At 35.3% G+C, this 17,348-nt stretch carries 18 protein-coding genes; 3 read left to right on the forward strand and 15 right to left on the reverse strand.

Annotated features, from left to right (window positions below; all coding sequences use genetic code 11):
• Positions 1–57 precede the first annotated feature (57 nt).
• Together CIG1485E_RS04855 and CIG1485E_RS04860 are read left to right on the forward strand one after the other, a co-directional pair.
• Entirely contained in the window at positions 58–306 is a 249-nt protein-coding gene (locus CIG1485E_RS04855; RefSeq protein WP_051870928.1) for a phage virion morphogenesis protein, read from the forward strand.
• Between the two features lie 50 nt (positions 307–356).
• Complete coding sequence (locus CIG1485E_RS04860; protein ID WP_051870929.1) at positions 357–953, forward strand: metal-dependent hydrolase; 597 nt, start codon at positions 357–359, stop codon at positions 951–953.
• On the opposite strand, the gene mltG is transcribed toward CIG1485E_RS04860, so the two are convergent.
• Positions 945–1,892, reverse strand: a complete 948-nt coding sequence (gene mltG / locus CIG1485E_RS04865) for an endolytic transglycosylase MltG (protein ID WP_197408296.1) — start codon at positions 1,890–1,892, stop codon at positions 945–947. The genes CIG1485E_RS04860 and mltG overlap by 9 nt on opposite strands.
• Between mltG and CIG1485E_RS04870 the strand changes: the two genes are divergently transcribed.
• Entirely contained in the window at positions 1,831–4,359 is a 2,529-nt protein-coding gene (locus CIG1485E_RS04870; RefSeq protein WP_144242173.1) for a YhdP family protein, read from the forward strand. The two genes, mltG and CIG1485E_RS04870, sit on opposite strands and share 62 nt — an antisense overlap.
• Position 4,360: 1 nt before the next feature.
• Here CIG1485E_RS04870 and hypA read toward each other — a convergent pair whose 3' ends face one another.
• The 14 genes from hypA to CIG1485E_RS04940 form a co-directional block, all read right to left on the reverse strand.
• Entirely contained in the window at positions 4,361–4,702 is a 342-nt protein-coding gene (gene hypA, locus CIG1485E_RS04875; RefSeq protein WP_038454314.1) for a hydrogenase maturation nickel metallochaperone HypA, read from the reverse strand.
• Between the two features lie 18 nt (positions 4,703–4,720).
• Entirely contained in the window at positions 4,721–5,713 is a 993-nt protein-coding gene (gene hypE, locus CIG1485E_RS04880; protein ID WP_038454316.1) for a hydrogenase expression/formation protein HypE, read from the reverse strand.
• Positions 5,714–6,802, reverse strand: a complete 1,089-nt coding sequence (hypD, locus tag CIG1485E_RS04885) for a hydrogenase formation protein HypD (protein ID WP_038454318.1) — start codon at positions 6,800–6,802, stop codon at positions 5,714–5,716. It lies immediately after the preceding gene.
• Positions 6,802–7,083 carry a HypC/HybG/HupF family hydrogenase formation chaperone gene (locus CIG1485E_RS04890; protein ID WP_038454320.1) on the reverse strand — a complete coding sequence of 94 codons (282 nt, stop codon included), beginning with the start codon at positions 7,081–7,083 and terminating at the stop codon, positions 6,802–6,804. Before CIG1485E_RS04890 ends, hypD begins: the two co-directional genes overlap by 1 nt.
• A complete protein-coding gene (gene hypB, locus CIG1485E_RS04895; protein ID WP_038454322.1) occupies positions 7,083–7,868 on the reverse strand; it encodes a hydrogenase nickel incorporation protein HypB in 786 nt (261 codons plus the stop codon). The genes CIG1485E_RS04890 and hypB overlap by 1 nt, the downstream gene beginning before the upstream one ends.
• A 15-nt stretch (positions 7,869–7,883) precedes the next feature.
• Positions 7,884–8,306: a nickel-responsive transcriptional regulator NikR gene (nikR, locus tag CIG1485E_RS04900; protein ID WP_038454324.1), complete on the reverse strand. Its 423-nt coding sequence runs from the start codon at positions 8,304–8,306 to the stop codon at positions 7,884–7,886.
• The gene (gene hypF, locus CIG1485E_RS04905; RefSeq protein WP_038454325.1) at positions 8,299–10,533 is read right to left on the reverse strand and encodes a carbamoyltransferase HypF; all 2,235 of its coding nucleotides are present in this window, start codon (positions 10,531–10,533) and stop codon (positions 8,299–8,301) included. Before hypF ends, nikR begins: the two co-directional genes overlap by 8 nt.
• Positions 10,520–11,956: a hypothetical protein gene (locus CIG1485E_RS04910; protein ID WP_038454327.1), complete on the reverse strand. Its 1,437-nt coding sequence runs from the start codon at positions 11,954–11,956 to the stop codon at positions 10,520–10,522. Before CIG1485E_RS04910 ends, hypF begins: the two co-directional genes overlap by 14 nt.
• The gene (locus tag CIG1485E_RS04915) at positions 11,953–12,492 is read right to left on the reverse strand and encodes a HyaD/HybD family hydrogenase maturation endopeptidase (RefSeq protein WP_038454329.1); all 540 of its coding nucleotides are present in this window, start codon (positions 12,490–12,492) and stop codon (positions 11,953–11,955) included. Before CIG1485E_RS04915 ends, CIG1485E_RS04910 begins: the two co-directional genes overlap by 4 nt.
• A 3-nt stretch (positions 12,493–12,495) precedes the next feature.
• Positions 12,496–13,173: a Ni/Fe-hydrogenase, b-type cytochrome subunit gene (cybH, locus tag CIG1485E_RS04920; RefSeq protein ID WP_038454332.1), complete on the reverse strand. Its 678-nt coding sequence runs from the start codon at positions 13,171–13,173 to the stop codon at positions 12,496–12,498.
• Between the two features lie 9 nt (positions 13,174–13,182).
• Positions 13,183–14,904 carry a nickel-dependent hydrogenase large subunit gene (locus CIG1485E_RS04925; RefSeq protein ID WP_038454334.1) on the reverse strand — a complete coding sequence of 574 codons (1,722 nt, stop codon included), beginning with the start codon at positions 14,902–14,904 and terminating at the stop codon, positions 13,183–13,185.
• A 3-nt stretch (positions 14,905–14,907) separates the two neighbouring features.
• A complete protein-coding gene (locus CIG1485E_RS04930) occupies positions 14,908–16,059 on the reverse strand; it encodes a hydrogenase small subunit (RefSeq protein ID WP_038454336.1) in 1,152 nt (383 codons plus the stop codon).
• 174 nt (positions 16,060–16,233) lie between these two features.
• Complete coding sequence (locus CIG1485E_RS09705; RefSeq protein ID WP_038454338.1) at positions 16,234–16,545, reverse strand: branched-chain amino acid transporter permease; 312 nt, start codon at positions 16,543–16,545, stop codon at positions 16,234–16,236.
• Positions 16,545–17,219, reverse strand: a complete 675-nt coding sequence (locus tag CIG1485E_RS04940; protein WP_038454340.1) for an AzlC family ABC transporter permease — start codon at positions 17,217–17,219, stop codon at positions 16,545–16,547. Before CIG1485E_RS04940 ends, CIG1485E_RS09705 begins: the two co-directional genes overlap by 1 nt.
• Positions 17,220–17,348 lie beyond the last annotated feature (129 nt).

Below are 17,348 nucleotides of genomic sequence, written 5' to 3' on the forward strand. Positions count from 1 at the left end.
GATCATCAATCATCTGATTAATATAAGTATTATACCACAACAAAGGAAATTTATCAAATGAGCGTAAAAATAACAGGCTTTGAAAAGATAGAAAAGAAGCTCGAGCAATTAAGAAATTTAGGAACCAATGTAAAACCATTTTTAAGCACAGCTGGCCAGATGATAAGAAATGAGATAGAGGGTAGCTTTGAAAAAGAAACTAGTCCGTTTGGCGAGAGATGGAAGCCACTAAGTGCATCTACTATCTTTTCTGAAATCAAAGGTGGTATGAGAGGTAGTATGGTAAAACAAAGCATTAACTTTTAATCAAATTTTTGCTATATTTTCACTATCATTTCTCAAAATCAAGGAAATCAATGATCCATAAAACCCATGTTTCTTTCGCACTTTGCGTCTGCTTAGCTCCAGTTGCGGCTCTTTCATATTTTGGCTCATTAAATTTAAGCCAAGAAACTCTTATGCAATTTATCGCTGCCATTAGCATTGGAGCGTTGTTTCCTGATATCGATGAACCGCAGTCCAAAATCGGTCAGAAATTTACCGCCGTGTCAAATTTAATCAAAACGCTTTTTGGGCATCGTGGTGTGACGCATTTTTTCATAGTTCCAGCTATTTTAGCTGTTTTATTTTTAATATTTTTGCCAGCGAATTCCACTTATATCGCTTTGGGGTCTGGATTTATACTCGGATACACATTACATATAGTAGGTGACGCATTCACTAAAAGTGGCATACAAAACGCATTTTGGCCATTTTTTAAGAATAAAGCATTTGGAATGTTGCCAAAAGAGTTTAGATTTTACACCAACTCAACAGTCGAGCTAAAGCTTGTCTTGCCACTTACGATGATTTTGTGCGGCATTGAAGTCTATCAAATTTTTGGTAGCGACCTAAAAATAGGCAACCAAAACCTAGAACAAATCTTAAATCAAATTCTAAAAGCCCTACTTTGAAATAGCTTTTACGTGTGCGTTGTATGTGGTGCTAAATTTATGCTTTCCAGTCTCTTTATTCCTCACAAAATACAAATAATCAGTCTTTTTAGGAAATATAGCGGCCTTTATAGCTTCTAAGCTGACATTGCAAACTGCAGTATCTGGAAGCCCTTCGTAAATATAAGTATTGTATTTACTATAGTCTTTTCTAATCCTATCGGCTGTTATTTTTTCGTGTGAATAAAGCCCATAGTTTAGCGTCCCGTCCATTTGAAGCTTCATACCTTTTTTGAGTCTATTGTAGATGACCGAAGCGACAAGCGGCATTTCGCTCGCATCGGCGGCTTCTTTTTGGATAACAGAAGCAACGATGATGAAGTTAAACCACTTTTTCTCATCCCACTGCCCAAATATCTTTTTAGCGATGCTTTCATGGTGTTTTTTTGATGAGTTTATCATATAATAAACAAGATGTTTTTCGCTTATTCCTACTGGTATTTTGTAGGTTTCAGGCACCAAGTAGCCCTCTTTTATCGGCGACATAGCATTATATTCTTTGACTAATAATTCATAGTTTAAGCTTAGCTTTTCAGACAAATCTTTTAGAAAATACAAAGTAGTCTCACCAGGTATCAAAGTGATATCCATGAGCGCTGCTTTTGCAGTAGTTAGCTTGTATAAAAAATCAAATTTGCTAAGCCTTGTTTGACCTATTTCTATCCAGCCAGATTGTGGAAATCCCATAAAAACAAGAATATATTTGTCAAATTTATTAACATTAAAGTTACGCTTACTTAAATACGATATAATCTCACTCACGCTTCCATTTGGAAGATATACAACCTTACTAGTATCTATTGGTCTTGCAAGAGTTGCAAACAAACTTAGGAAAACAATGAGAATAATTTCGCAAATCATAAAAAAAATGCGTCTATTTATAGCTTTTTTGGTTATCATTATTTCTACCCTTGTCCTTACTTTGCTTCATGGAATTCACGTTGATGAGTTTAACTCAAATTTGATTTATATCAAAGAATTATATATAAAATTAGATAAAAAACTAATTGTAAATATCAAAAATATCAAAATTAATAAAGAAAAAAATAAAAAAACTAGCGACGCAGAGCTGCTCAGCATAGCAGACAACGCAATTTGGATAAATAAAATATTCAAAGAGATAAACATACAAAATATATCTTATGATGATATAAATATAACTATGGTTTATAAAGATGATATATTTTTCATAAATACTCCATATCTTACGATTGATACTAGGATTTATGATGAAAGTCCGCTTAAAATAGCGGTAAATCAGCTTAATTTTAAAGATTTTAACGTGACTTTGCAAGGCGATTTGAGAGCTGATTTAGCAAAAGATTATTACGATTTCAATGGAACAATTGCAAGTTATGAGCTTTTTGGGGATTTGTCGCTAAAGCTTGATAAAGAGATGCTAAAATACAAGTTATCAAATGTAAAAGCTAGTAGCTTAGAGCATTTTATATCAAATTTAGCCCAAAAAACAGGGCTTGATGAAGAGATCAAAAAGTGGATTTATGGCTATATTGTAGCTGATGATTATTTAGTAGAAGAGCTTAGAGGAAAGCTAAATTTAAAGACATTAGACTATTATCCAAATGAATTATATGGCAAGGCAAGAGCTTCAAATTTAGTAGTCAAATTCCACCCAAATGTCACTCCAGCTATTGCAAAATCAGCAAGCGTAGAGTTTGTGGATGACAAGCTGATTTTTAGCCTAAATGAGCCGACATATTATGACAAATCCATAGCTGGCAGCAGCGTAGAGATAGAAAACATTATAGGGCAAAACTCAAATTTGAAGCTTCATCTAGCTACCAAATCCTTGCTAGATAGCAAAATCCACGAAATTTTAAAAGCCTATGAAATCAACATTCCCATAACTCAAAAAAGTGGCGAACTTAATAGCACTTTAGATCTTAGGGTATATTTTGATCCATTTAAGATAGAAAGCAGTGGTAAATTTGACCTCAAAAACGCAGATATACTCATCTCAAATGCTCCTTTTAGCTCAAAAGGCGCTAATGTAATCTTAAAAGACGAGCTTATTAGTATACAAAATGCAAATTTAAAAAATGAAATCTTTGAAGCAGACGCAAACGGAGTTATAGATTTAAATCAAAGTAAGGCTGAATTTGATGGTGAATTCAAAGAAATTTGCATTAGTGGTTGCGAGATTTTGGATATAAAAAATAGCCTTCAAACAGTTCTTTTAGACTTCAATCAAGATATGCTTATCACAGCACCCAAGCTAAACTTTTCAATGAAAATAGCAGATCAAAATATCATCAATATAAATGATATATCTATGCTAAAACCACACTCAAAGCTTATGCAAAGTCTTGATATAAATGGTGGCAATTTAGAGATTAAAACTACTAATTTTTCAGATTTAGATATAAGTCTTTTGGGGGCTAAATTTGACCTGCCGCTAGCAAAAATAAGCGGTCAAAGCTATGATGAAGATGACTTTCATATAAAAATGGCAAAAAATATAAATCTAAGTAGCAAAAGCGGGCTAATATCTGCAAATTTAGATGATAAAAATCTAAATTTAACTCTAAATTCACTAAAAATTTTATTAGATTCAAACTCTACTGATAGCATGAAATATGAAAGAAATATACATTTTAATGCCAAAAACTCAGCCGTCATCTTGCAAGATTTAAATAGAACAATAAACTTTAGCTCATTTGATGGAAATTTGCTAAACTCAGAGCTTCAATTTAGCGGCAAAACTGGCGATGGAAATATAAATATCAATAAAAAACCAAACTCTCTAAAGATAAGCGGACAAAATCTCAGCTCGGACTTTGCAAACGATTTTATGGGGCTAGAAGCTTTCAAAGATGGCAACTTCTCTATTAGGCTATCAGGAGTGGATTTTGATACATTTAAAAGCGAAATAAAGGTTCAAAATACATATTTGAGCGATTATAAATTCTATCAAAGATTTTTATCATTTTTGGATTCTATACCATCTTTATTGATATTTAAAGTACCAGATTTCAATGACAAAGGCTTTACTGTAGATAATGGAACTGTCTTGATAAACAGAGATGCAAACAAACTAAACATACAAGCTCTAAAGCTCACAGGCAGCAGTGCAGACATAGCTGGCGGTGGCAATATAGATCTAAATAGCAAAGATATAAATATAGATTTGGAGCTAAAACTTTTAAAAGACGCCAGCTCAATCATCAGTAAAATCCCACTAGTAAACTATATAATACTTGGAAAAGACAAAACGATCTCGACGATAATAGAAGTCAGAGGCACTTTAGATGAGCCTAAATTTAAAACAGAGGTTATAACTGATATTTTAAAAACACCTTATAACCTTATCAAAAATACCTTAGAGCTTCCATTCAATCTATTCTAGCCTACTCCATTTCAAGGCGCATTAAAAAGAGATCTTCTCCTGCTGTGACTTGCAAGTTGTTTGAGCCACAAGTCGGACATAAGAAGTTATTTTCCATTAAAACACCTTCAAATCCGCATTCATCGCACTTCACAACTATATCTTGGGTGTTGATAATGAGCTTGGCATCATTACAAATCGTTCCTTGTTTAAAGGCATCAAAGGCACTCTCTAAGTAGTGAGGCTCCACGCCACTAAGCCTGCCGACTTGGATCTCGACTCTAGTAATGTTTGTGGCGTTGTTTTTCATAGCATTTGTTTCACAAAGCTTAAATAGATCTTGAACTATGGCTAATTCATGCATGATTTTCCTTTAACAAATTTAACAAATTCGTGGCAGAAGCTCGCCTTTTGGCGGCTCAAGATATCTGCTTGACCCATAAGCATTTTCAAGCAAAACTCCAGCTTTTTTATCGCTTACAACTTCACCTATAATACTTGCCAAGCTATTATATTTTTGTAAAATCTCAAGAGCTTTTTGCTCATCGCTAGGATCTACTGCTAGAACAAAGGTGCCTTCATTTGCTAGCTCATAAGCCTCAAATCCAAGCAATTCACAAATCCCTACTACTTCATCGCTTAAAGCTATTTTTTCTTCATAAACTTTTAGCTCGAAGCCTTTAAAATTTGCCCATTCATTAAGCACTGCTGAAAGCCCACCACGAGTAGCGTCACGCATACACTGAAGCTTTACACCTGAGTTTATTAAGTCTAAAACAACGTTTTTAAGTGGCTTGCAGTCACTTTTTAGCTCACTTTGCAAGGCAAGCTCTTCACGACTTGCCAAAATCACAGCCCCGTGTCTGCCAACATCCCCACTAAGTAGTATTTTAGCTCCTACTTTTAGATTTTTTAGCTCTATTTTATCGCAAATTATCTCGCCAATTCCGCTTGTGTTGATAAAAATCTTATCGCAACTTCCATTTGGCACGACTTTTGTATCCCCGCAAACTATACTTACTCCAGCCTCATCAGCAGTTTTTTTGATTGAGTTTAATATCTCTTTAAGCTCAAATATTTCAAGACCCTCTTCAAGTATGAGCGAGCAGCTAAGATATTTCGCATCGGCTCCCACCATACTTAGATCATTTACCGTGCCACAAACTGCGATTTTACCGATATCTCCACCACTAAATTTAATAGGAGTTACCACAAAACTATCAGTGCTAAATGCTATTTTTGAGCCTAAGCTTAGTATAGCACTATCATTGCTATCTTTTAAAATTTCATTATTAAAAGTCTCAAAAATCAGCCCATTTATAAGCTCATTCATCTCTTCACCGCCACCACCGTGGCTTAGCATTATCTTTTGCATTTAACCCCTTTTAGCGTATTTGTAGTAAGCAGCGCACGCGCCCTCGCCACTCACCATACAGCTTCCAATTGGATTTTGTGGATTACAGACTTTACCAAAAACCTTGCAGTCATAAGGCTTCGCCCTACCTCTTAAAATCTCACCACAAATACAAGCCTTGCTCTCTTTAGCACTTTGCACGCTGCAATCAAAGCAAACCCTAGCATCAATGCTGGCAAACTCGTCCTTTAGCTTCATGCCACTATTTGGTATCACACCAAGCCCACGCCAAGGAAAATCGCAAATCTCAAAATACTTATCTATTAGCTCTTTAGCCCTTAAATTTCCATTTTCGTTTACCACTCTAGCATATTCGTTATAGACTTCGTGAGTGTTTGCGTTTTGTTGTCTTACTAAATTTAACACACTATCCATAATGTCAAGTGGCTCAAATCCGCTAACTGCAATAGGCGTTTTATAGTCATCTGCTATGCTTTTATATACGTTGCTTCCTGTGATTACGCTGACATGACTAGGCCCCAAAAATGCGTCTATTTTCACATTTTCATCGTTCATTATCGCCCTTACAGGAGCTGGGACGGTGACGTGATTTATGTGAAAAAATAGATTTTTCAGCCCTAAATTTAGCGTTTTTTCTACCAAAACAGCACTCATTGGCGTAGTTGTCTCAAATCCAATAGCAAAAAATATAACCTTTTTATCTGGATTGTCTTGCGCGATTTTAAGGGCATCAAGAGGCGTATAAAGTGCTCTTATATCGTGTCCTTCACCTCTTAGCTTCATTAGGCTTGTATGGCTTCCTGGCACTCTTAACATATCTGCAAGTGTGCAAAATATCACGCCGTCCATACTAGCAAGTTTTATTGCTTCATCTATGCGAGTTTTTGGCATCACGCACACAGGACAGCCTGGACCATGAACGAAGTTTATATGCTCACCAACAAGACCTGGAATGCCAAATTTCATAATACTATGCGTATGTCCGCCGCAAATTTCCATGATATTTAGCGGCTTATTACTCTCTTTTTTTATCAGCTTTGAGATAGCTAAAATTTTATCTTTATCTCTAAAATCGTTTATCAAATCCATCATTTTAGCCTATTAGCAAGTCCCATATCGCCGTCATAGACGCCAATTGTCTCATTATTCATTTCTTTTACGATGTTCTCATAAACCTTTAAGCTCTCTAAAGCGTATTTTGTATCTATCTTTTCCATTGCAAAGCCCACATGGATCAGCACGTAATCGCCAACATTAACTGGCTCAGCGATAAGATCCAAGCTCACTCCACGACGCACTCCAAGAGTTTCGACTGTCGCGAAGTTGTTCTCATCTATTTCTATAACTTTTGAAGGTATGCTAAGGCACATTATCTAAATTCCTTTTTCATTTTTATATAATTTATCCATTTATCAATGCCTGCGCCAGTCTTACTATCAACCTCGATGATATCGACTTTTGGATTAAGTTTTCTTGCCTCTTTTTTAACCTCTTCAAGGTCAAAATCAAAATGTTCCAAAAGTGAAATTTTAGTGATTATCAGTACGTCTGCTGCTCTAAACATCACTGGATATTTTGCTACTTTATCAGCGCCTTCGGGAACGCTTAAAAGCACGGCGTTTAAGTGTGAGCCGACATCATAACTAGCTGGGCAAACTAGGTTTCCGACATTTTCTATAAAAACCAAATCAAGCTCATTTAAAGGCAGATGATGAAGCCCTTCATGAACCATAAATGCGTCCAAATGACAAGTCTGTCCAGTAGTGATTTGATGGGCTTTTGCTCCAGCATTTAGTATGCGATTTGCATCTTTGTTTGTTTCTAGGTCGCCTTCAACTACGCCTACTTTAAACGCACCATTTTTTATAGTTGCTTCAAGCAAAGTTGTCTTGCCAGCACCTGGAGAGCTCATCAAATTTATACACAAAATCCCTTTTTCGTCCAAATGCGCTCTATTGTGAGCAGCTTCAGCGTCATTTTGTGATAATATTTTTGTAATTACATCAACTGTTTTTTTCTCATTCAAAGCTGGGTGAAAATGATGATCATGAGAGTGCTCTCCGATATGCTCGTGAGAGTGAGTGTGAGTAACTCCGTCATGACTATGCTCGTGAGAGTGTCCATTTCCCATACTACAACCGCAATCTTTACACATAATTTATCCTTATTATTAATGTTTTGGCACAGCAGCACGAACTAATTTTGAGAATTTCACCCCTTTTAGTCCAGCAATACTGTCACTAAATTTTTCTATATCGTTAGCAAAGCCCTTTAAAACCATATTTTCCAAGCAGTTATGATGATCTACGTGAATATGATTCGTGCAAATTATATTGACATTTGCGTCGTGCTCGATATTCATTTTTCTGCTCATAAGCTCACCTTGATGATGATCGTAGATTATGGTTAGGACGCCAATTAGCTCTTCATTGTCGTGCGACCAGCTGTCTTTGACTATCTTTTCTCTGATAAGATCTCTTGTAAACTCACTTCTACTGGCGTAATTTCTTGCATATATCATCTTATCAAGCTCACTTAAAAGCTGCTCTGGAAGAGAGATACTAAACCTTATTATCCTATCTTCTTTATTCATTATGATTCCTAATTTTTTGTTTTTGATTATAACTTAAAAACTTTAAGCCATAGTAAATTTGCCCCATTGCAATAGCCGAATCATTCGCCGGTTCATCTTTTGGAAGATAGTATTTGATAGAGTTTTTTTCTAAATTTGATATTGTTTTTGATAAAAGCGCTCTATTTTGAAAGACTCCACCGCCTAAAACAACTGGTTTTTTATGGTGCAATGCAAGCTCCAAAATAAGATCAGCGATACCATTTATAAACCCAGTCGCCGCTACTTTTGGCTCGTCAGCTAAGGCGTTTAAAAAAGCATTTTTGTAGTTTATAATGCCATTTTCTATATCAAATTTATAAGCTATATCCAAGCTCTCATCGTACAAGCTCTCAAGCTCCATGGCTGCTTGCGCGTCATAGCTGATCGTTTCAATGCCAAGCACCAAAGAGGCAAAAGCATCAAAAATCCTACCAAGCGAGTTGGTTTGTACGCCTATATTTTTTGAGATAATTTTACTTAAATTTGCTAGTTTTATTTTGTCAAATTTAGCCTCCCATTTCGGTGCTGAAATTTGATATTTTTTTAGGATTGCATAGGTGAGATGATATATGTTTTTTATGGCGTTGTCGCCACCAACTAGCAAAAATGGATCAAATTTAGCCACTCTTTCATAGCCATTTTCATCAGCCAAAAACACTTCCCCACCCCAGATACTAGCATCATCGCCATATCCAGTCCCATCAAATCCAAAGCCAAGAACTTCGCCTTGCAAATCATTTTCAAACATAACTGAAAGCACGTGAGCGTAGTGGTGTTGGACTTTTCGTACCTTAAAACCAAGTTTTTCAAAGTGTTTTGTATGCAAAAAATATGGGTGCAAATCAGCCACAACAAAATCAAACTCCAGCTCATAAACGCTCTTAAACATATCAACAAGGCTTAAAAACCTCTCAAATGTCGCTGTATTTTTCAAATCTCCGATGTATGGCGAACTAAAAATCAAACCATCTTTATAGATAGCAAACTCATTTTTCAGCTCGCTTCCGATAGCTAAAAAACAGCTTTTTTGGCTAAATTTAGACTTAATTATTTTGGGTTTAATACCCCTTGAAGTGCGTAGCCACTGAGTTTTGCCATCGCAAACAAAAGCTATACTATCATCGCTTGGATTTAAAATATCTCTGTCATTATCAAGCACCAAATCAGCGATATTTTTAAGCTTCAAGCAGACTTCATCATAGTTTTTGATTATCGGCTCACCACTTATGTTTGCACTAGTTGCGATGAGCGGGAAGTGAGTGTATTCAAAAAGCAGCAAATGAAGAGATGTGGGAGCCAAAAATATGCCTACTTTGTCTAAATTTGGAGCTAAAATTTCAGGCAAATTTCTATTTTTTTTAACTAAAACTATAGGTTTGATATTTGAGTTTAAAAGCTTTAGCTCACTTTGGCTAAATTCAGCAAAATTACTAGCCATAATCTCATCTTTACACATCAGTGCAAATGGCTTGTGTGGGCGATTTTTGCGACTTCTTAGTGAGTTTATCGCAGTTTCATTTAAAGCGTTGCAAACAAGATGAAATCCGCCAATGCCTTTTATGGCAATAATTTTGCCATTTTTTAGCTCGCGTACGCACTCATTTATGGCTTCAAAATCACTAAATTTAATCTCATTATCAAGGCTTTTTAGGCTCACTTTCGCCCCACACTCATTGCAAGCAACTGGTTGAGCGTGATAGCGGCGATTTAGCGGATTTTCATACTCGTTTTGACACTCATCGCACATTTTAAATTTAGCCATTGTAGTATTTTGGCGGTCATAAGGAAGCGATCTGATAATAGAAAATCTAGGGCCACAGTTCGTGCAGTTTATGAAAGGATGATGGTAGCGGCGATTTCTTGGGTCATAAAACTCGCTTTTACACTCATCGCAAATCGCAAAATCAGGCAAAATAGGAGCTATTTTTTGTGCGTCTTTTGAGGTTATGATTTTAAACTCGCTAAATTTTCTTTGGCTAGGAGCGATGCTAAGCTCATCGATTCTTGCAAGAGGTGGAAGCTCATCTCTGATAGCTTGAATAAATTTATCGCAACTAAGATCATCAGCATAAATCTCTATTTTAACGCCGCTTGAGTCGTTAAAAACCTCTCCGAAAATGCTAAATTTAGAAGCAAGCAAATATATAAAAGGCCTAAATCCAACACCTTGAACCAAGCCTTTTACTTCGATTTTAAGAGATTTCAAGCCCGTATTGCTCGCTAAATCTTGTTTTGTAGTTTGAGTTTGAATACTTCAAAACCAAATTTGCTATAGTTTTATTTTCAAAAAGCATTCCAGATAGTAGCATATCGTGGCACTCGAACTCATCTTTGATGATGTCGCCAAAATCGCTTATGAAAAATGCCAAACTCTCAAAGCAACCAAAAGATATGTTTTTCGGCTCAGCTCCAGCAAGTTTGAAACTCATCAAAGATCTAAAGAATTTAATCTCGTCAAATTCATTTTTGCTACTCATTTTATAATCAATCCTAACGCCCTTTTGACCGCCAAAATCTCTTGCAAAATCAAAAATCTTCTCGCCAAATCCAAGTATATTTCCAGCTATCAAAAATAAAGAATGAAAGTTATTTGGTAAATTTATCTCTCCGCTTGGGAGTTCATAAGCTGCTTTATAGTTTTGCAAAAGTCTATCACCACCTTCATAGCTTTGGATTTTTTCATAGATCTCTTCATAGCTTTTTGGGGTGTTTATTTTAAGCAGTTCGTATTCGTTTTCATCTTTATAAACCTTGATAAAATCGCTAGATTTATGACTTAAAAATATCCTTGTTACAGTTTTGCTAAGCAGATCAAATTCTTTTAAATTTAGCCCAAAAAGAGCTAAATTTTTATCATTTTTTGAGTTTATAAAATCGAAATCTTCTTTGCTTATAAATTTATTATTTACAATACTTAAAAAGCTATTTTCTAAAACTGAAATTTTAAAATCTACCTTTGCTCTTACTTGCAAAAAGCTTATTCCATCTTCAAACAAAGCCTTGCAAATCTCGTAAATATCGATATCCCAAGCAGATCTGACATCAAAATACATCGGCGCGTTTTCGTGATTGCCCCTAAAAATAGCATTTGTTTTTAAAGTAAGAACTGGCTTTTCAAAACTAGCTAGTGCAATAAGAGTTTTTTCATCACAGACAAAAAGCTTTGGAAGCGTTTTCAGGTTTGTAGGCAGCAGATAATCACACTCAAACCCGTCAAATTTAGATATCTCAAATCCGTCAAAAACAACGCTTTTTCCAGCTTTTAGATCCGAAATAGCCGATTTCATAAACTCTTCATTTTTGCCAAAACCAAATTCATTTTGACCTGATTTTAGACTAAGTGGAGTTATATTATTAAATTTAAAATCAAAACTAGCATCGATATGACTAGGCATTTCATCTGCAATTTTTACGTTTGAGTTTTGTAAAAATATAGAGTGCGGCACCATTGTTATGAACTCATCATTAAATTTGCTAAGCCCTGCTTCATCGCCTTTGACATACAAATTTATAATAGAATTATCATAAGTTATAGCGTACTTTAGACCACTTTTCTTCGCCCAAAAGCCAAGAAAAAAACCAAGAGTTTTTTGTGAGCTAGCGAAGTTAAACTCAAAACAAATTATCAAAATTGCTCCTTTTTCCACTCATTCGCAATGCTCTGAATGTCTGTATCGTCAATTTTTTCATATTCAAAACCAAGTTCGCCAAGATGTTTTAGCAAAGTTTTTTGCATTACAGTAGTGCCGTTTTTGACCTCACTACTCAGCTCAAAACTCATAGGAGTTATTCTTTTAGGGATTATTCCTAGTATTTTGGTTTGTGGCCTATCACCCACTAAATCCATCATTTCAAGCGTTTGAAGCATCTCTATTTCGTGAGCTGAGCCAGACCAGTTAATGCTACGTGGCATATCATCAAAATCAAAAAAATACACTTCACCGATATTTGAGCCATCAGCGTCTATACAATCTACAATGATAGCATAATCATAGCTAGCTATTATCGGGCTTAAGACATTTGCCAAAGTCCCGCCATCGACAAAATCTAAAGTATGTTCTTTTGATTTAAATTTGAAGTTTTTTTCAATCATTTTAGTAAAATGAACGCCGACCCCTTCGTCGGCGAACATTACATTACCTATTCCAAGCAGTAAAACACGCATTTATTAATGCTCTTTTGGGAATTTATAACCACTTATAATGGCATCCATTGCCCCATCTTTACCTTTAATAGCATTGAATATAGCCATATAAACGTGTGCTACAACAAATATCATTATAATCCACATAGCTATATGATGGATTAAACGAACATTTGCAAGCCCGCCCATCCATACTTCTACTACTCTCATCGGATCATAAAGTAATCCACCAAGTCCTTCGTGATAAACATGAACGTATAAAATAAGTCCAGTTAGACAAATCACAAATAAAACTATGTAGAAAAACAAATATGACACAAATTGCAAAGGATTATAAACTCCGCTTAAATGTGGATGTTTACCTAAAAATAGATAGTATTTTACTTGATCTATCCAAATTTTTGGATTTATTGAGTCTTTTACACTGACTCTTTCTATCTTACTTTTCTTATCAAACAAAAAAAGATAAAATTTGAAAATAAAACATCCAATAAGCACAAAACCTACTATTTGGTGAACTGCACGCCATTTAGCATTCATAAAATTTACAGGCTCACTAGTAATCACTGGGCTTACAAAAACATAAGCCAAGTAAAAGCCACTCACTATCAAAATAGCGATACTAATAGCTCTTATCCAGTGAGTTAATCTAAGTCCGATTGAAAATTCATACTCGGCGATACGTTTGTTATCTTCTTTCATATCCGCTCCTTAAATCAAATTCGGATTTACTTTATACTTGCTAAGCTCATTTCCCTTAGTATCCATAACATGAACCGCGCAAGCTATACAAGGATCATAAGAGTGGATTTTGCGAATGATTTCAAGAGGTTGTTTAAGATCAGCTATCTTCATACCAACAAGGCACGCTTCATAGCTAGCCATTTGACCTTTTGCATCTTTTGGGCTTGCATTCCAAGTAGATGGAACTACTGCTTGCCAGTTTTCGATAACACCATTTTTGATTCTGCACCAGTGGCTTAGCATACCTCTTGGAACATTACCTATAAATCTACCTTTGTACTCTTTGTTATTATCTATAACATATTTTGCGCAAGTGCTTTGGTCGATTTTTAAATTTGCTATTAGGTTGTTAAGTGCTGTTAAGGCATTATCAGCAACTATTTTAGCTTCGATCATACGACAAGCTGTTCTACCAAGTGTTGAGAATACTGCAGATAGTGGAAGACCTGTATCTTTTAAGAATTGATCTACTACTGCGACAACTTTTTTGTTGCCTTTTGCATAGTTTACAACGATATTTGCGATTGGTCCTACTTGCATTGTTAAACCATCATATCTTGGAGCTTTTATCCAGCTGTATTTACCAGTGATGTCAAACACCTTGCTCTCTTCCATCTCGCCTTTTGCATTCATAGTTTTAGCATCTTTAAATCCTGTATAGTTTGGATCAGTTTCGCCATCGTATGGATGAAGTGGAGCTGGATTTTTATACCATGATCTTGTAGCTTCTTCAGTTATTTTATTTTCATCTACTTCATAAACCTTGCTTACATCGCCATTTAAGATATAGCCACCCTCAAATAAATAATCATTTGCACCAACTTGGAAGTCAGTATAAGTCATTAAATTTGGTGTGCCAACGTCATTTAAAACGCTTGGTTCATTAGCATAAGCTTTGCCAGCCATTACTAAATCTGGATAATATGCACGGTTGATGAAATCAGCCATTTCCCCAAATTTAACCATATATTCGCCAAGTCTAGCTGGATCTTGTAAATCCATGATACAAGTTACACCACCAACTGTAAGGCTTTGTGGGTGAGGTTGTTTAGCACCAAATATAGCCATAGCTTGAGCTACTGTTCTTTGAAGTTTTAAGCACTCTAAATAGTGGCTAAGAGCTATAAGGTTTTGCTCTGGAGTTAGTTTATAAGTTGAGTGACCCCAATATGCATTTGCAAATGGTCCAAGATTTCCTTTTTCAACGAATTTTTTAACTTTATCTTGAACTAGTTTTAGTTGGTCTGCACCACAAGCGTATGGATATTCAGCCCATTTAAATGCCTCTTCGCTAGCTTTTTTAGGGTCTGCGCTAAGAGCACTAACCACATCAACAAAATCAAGCCCATGAAGTTGATAAAAATGCACTGGGTGATCGTGTAAAAATAGTGCTGCATTCATAAGTGTTCTAGTAAGTTTTGCATTTAGTGGTGGAACTATACCAAGAGCATTTTCAACTGCTTCGATACCTGCTCTATAGTGTGAAAATGTACAAACACCACAAATTCTTTGAGTCATAAAACCAGCATCTCTAGGATCTCTTCCTTTTACTACTGTTTCGATACCTCTCCAAAGAGTTGAGCCACTATAAGCTTCTTTAACCATATTATTTTCATCAACTACAACTTCGATTCTAAGGTGACCTTCGATTCTTGTTATAGGATCTACTACTATTCTTTGTTCGCTCATATATTACTCCTTGTCTTTTGCAACTGTTGAAACTAATGCGTGGGCTGCTACTGCAACTCCAGTGATTGCTAGAACGCCGATACCTATCTTATCAGTAATAGCATCAGCTCCTATGCCGTCAAATACTGTATCAAATAATCTATCTCCAAGTGGTTTTTCAAATGGTCCCATTGTATCCCAAAAATCAGGCTCAGAGCAACCTATACAGCCGTGACCTGCTTGAACTGGCCAGCTAGTGTGTTGGTTAAATCTCTCACGTGAGCAGTTGTTAAATGTATATGGTCCTTTACAGCCGACTTTGTATAGACAATAACCTTGTTTTGCACCCTCATCGCCAAATTCTTGAACGAACTCACCAGCATCAAAACGACCACGTCTTTCGCAAAGATCGTGAATCCTGATACCATAAGCCCATTTTGGACGGTTATAAACATCAAGCGCTGGAAGTGAGCCAAATAATAAGAAATTTAATACATTTCCTACGATATTTTTCTCGCTTGGAGGACAGCCCGGTACGTTTATAACAGGTTTATTTGTGATTTTATAAAGCGGTTGAGAATTTGTTGGGTTTGGGCGAGCGGCTTGAATACCACCAAAGCTTGAACAAGTTCCTATAGCAAATATTGCTAAAGCATTGTTACTTGCATGGATCGCGTGGTCTCTACCAGTTGTACCTTTTGGTCCAACAGTTAGATAAAATGCGCTATCACCATCAGGAATACCACCTTCTACCATTAAGACATATTTGCCTTTATATTTTTCTATAGCACCTTCTAGGTTTTCTTCAGCTTGCCAACCAGCAGCAGCCATGACTGTTTCGTGGTATTCAAGGCTGATATAATCAAATATCAAACTATCGATTGTAGGAGCGTCAGTTCTTAGTAAGCTTTCGCTACAACCAGTACATTCAGCCATATGTAGCCAAATTACAGGAAGTCTATCAGCAAGCTCGGCTGCTTTTGCAACTGTAGGAGCAAAACTTGCAGGAAGTGCCATTGCAGCAGTCATCATTCCAGCCCATTTCATGAAATCTCTACGAGTAAAGCCATTTTCTTTTAAAACAGCCATAATAGAGCTATTTTCTTTGATTTTTGGCATTTTTGATAGGGCATCTAATCTATCTTGTATAGTGTTTAAGAGTTTATGATCAACCATAAATTCCCCTTGAAGTTAAGATTAAATTTATATGAAATAAATTTTTAATTGTTGCTATTCTACAATCATTATTCTTAATAATTTACATAAAATAAAGTTAATTTTAAAAACTAATATTAGTTTAATAACATATTTTTATATTAAGTAACACTAGTTTAATTTATAATAAAAACATCATAGAAACTTCAGTAAAATCATATATATTATAGTGGGGGTGAGTATACTTAAAAGTGCATTTCTTGTATAAATCTGTAAAACTAACGCAAGTATCACACAAAAAATTTGATTAAATCCATACGGATAAATTTCAAAATTGGTAAATTTTAAAGAGTAAATAACCAAGATTATCATGATTAATAAACCCATATTTTTTTGTAAATGGATCAAAACCCAGTGATCTGACCTCTTTTTAAGCAAAAAATATGGCAAAAATCTAGTTAGCATCGTAGCGAGCATAGCGACTAAAATATATGGCAAAACTTCCATTATAGCCACCTTTTAAACATAAGCAAAAATATGGTCGCCGACAGAAGCGTCCCCATTAAAAAAAACTTATCACTAAAGATAAACAGTCCAGCAATACCGATGATAAAACCGAGTAATAATACTTTATAGTTTTTATTTTGCCTATAAAGTTCATAGCTTAAAACGACAAATAATGCAGTCAAGCTAAAGTCGATACCAGCGTAATCTATTTTTAAATTTTTCCCTATCAAAACGCCAATACTCACGCCTAAAACCCAATAAATTTGATTTAAAAATAGAGTTAAATTTACAGCCATATCGTAGTTTTGAACGTTTTTTATATAGTTTTGAGCCTTTAAAATAGCAAAGCTCTCATCAGTCAAAGCAAAAATAGCATAAAACTTAAATTTCAAAGCCTTCAAGTCATCAAGCAACGCCATAGTATAAAAACAATGCCTTAAATTTATCAAAAAAATAGCCAAAAAAACTTCTAAAAGCCCAGCGTGAGCAGATATCATACCCACTAGCAAAAACTCAGCGCTTCCAGCATACACCAAAAGACTTGTTAAAATAACTAGCACTCCATCAAGCCCGAAGCTAAGCCCAAATAGCCCAAATGCAATCCCAAGTGGAATGTAGCCGACCATGGCAGGTATTGTTATTTTGAATATTTCAAATTTGCTTAGCTGTTTCAATATTTTTCCAAAAAGTTTTAAAATAAGCTCGGATTTTACATAATTTTAGCTTTACTCTTTATAAATATTTAAATACTAAAATTTAATAAAAAATTTATGCCAAATTTTGATTTATAAAATTTATATATT

The sequence above is a fragment of the Campylobacter iguaniorum genome (assembly GCF_000736415.1).
GTDB lineage: Bacteria > Campylobacterota > Campylobacteria > Campylobacterales > Campylobacteraceae > Campylobacter > Campylobacter iguaniorum.

Coding starts and splice junctions, on each gene's coding strand:
- CIG1485E_RS04855 (WP_051870928.1), top strand. CDS start 58: ATGAGCGTAAAAATAACAGGCTTTGAAAAGATAGAAAAGAAGCTCGAG.
- CIG1485E_RS04860 (WP_051870929.1), top strand. CDS start 357: ATGATCCATAAAACCCATGTTTCTTTCGCACTTTGCGTCTGCTTAGCT.
- CIG1485E_RS04870 (WP_144242173.1), top strand. CDS start 1,831: ATGAGAATAATTTCGCAAATCATAAAAAAAATGCGTCTATTTATAGCT.
- mltG (WP_197408296.1), bottom strand. CDS start 1,892: ATGATAACCAAAAAAGCTATAAATAGACGCATTTTTTTTATGATTTGC.
- hypA (WP_038454314.1), bottom strand. CDS start 4,702: ATGCATGAATTAGCCATAGTTCAAGATCTATTTAAGCTTTGTGAAACA.
- hypE (WP_038454316.1), bottom strand. CDS start 5,713: ATGCAAAAGATAATGCTAAGCCACGGTGGTGGCGGTGAAGAGATGAAT.
- hypD (WP_038454318.1), bottom strand. CDS start 6,802: ATGGATTTGATAAACGATTTTAGAGATAAAGATAAAATTTTAGCTATC.
- CIG1485E_RS04890 (WP_038454320.1), bottom strand. CDS start 7,083: ATGTGCCTTAGCATACCTTCAAAAGTTATAGAAATAGATGAGAACAAC.
- hypB (WP_038454322.1), bottom strand. CDS start 7,868: ATGTGTAAAGATTGCGGTTGTAGTATGGGAAATGGACACTCTCACGAG.
- nikR (WP_038454324.1), bottom strand. CDS start 8,306: ATGAATAAAGAAGATAGGATAATAAGGTTTAGTATCTCTCTTCCAGAG.
- CIG1485E_RS04915 (WP_038454329.1), bottom strand. CDS start 12,492: ATGCGTGTTTTACTGCTTGGAATAGGTAATGTAATGTTCGCCGACGAA.
- cybH (WP_038454332.1), bottom strand. CDS start 13,173: ATGAAAGAAGATAACAAACGTATCGCCGAGTATGAATTTTCAATCGGA.
- CIG1485E_RS04925 (WP_038454334.1), bottom strand. CDS start 14,904: ATGAGCGAACAAAGAATAGTAGTAGATCCTATAACAAGAATCGAAGGT.
- CIG1485E_RS04930 (WP_038454336.1), bottom strand. CDS start 16,059: ATGGTTGATCATAAACTCTTAAACACTATACAAGATAGATTAGATGCC.
- CIG1485E_RS09705 (WP_038454338.1), bottom strand. CDS start 16,545: ATGGAAGTTTTGCCATATATTTTAGTCGCTATGCTCGCTACGATGCTA.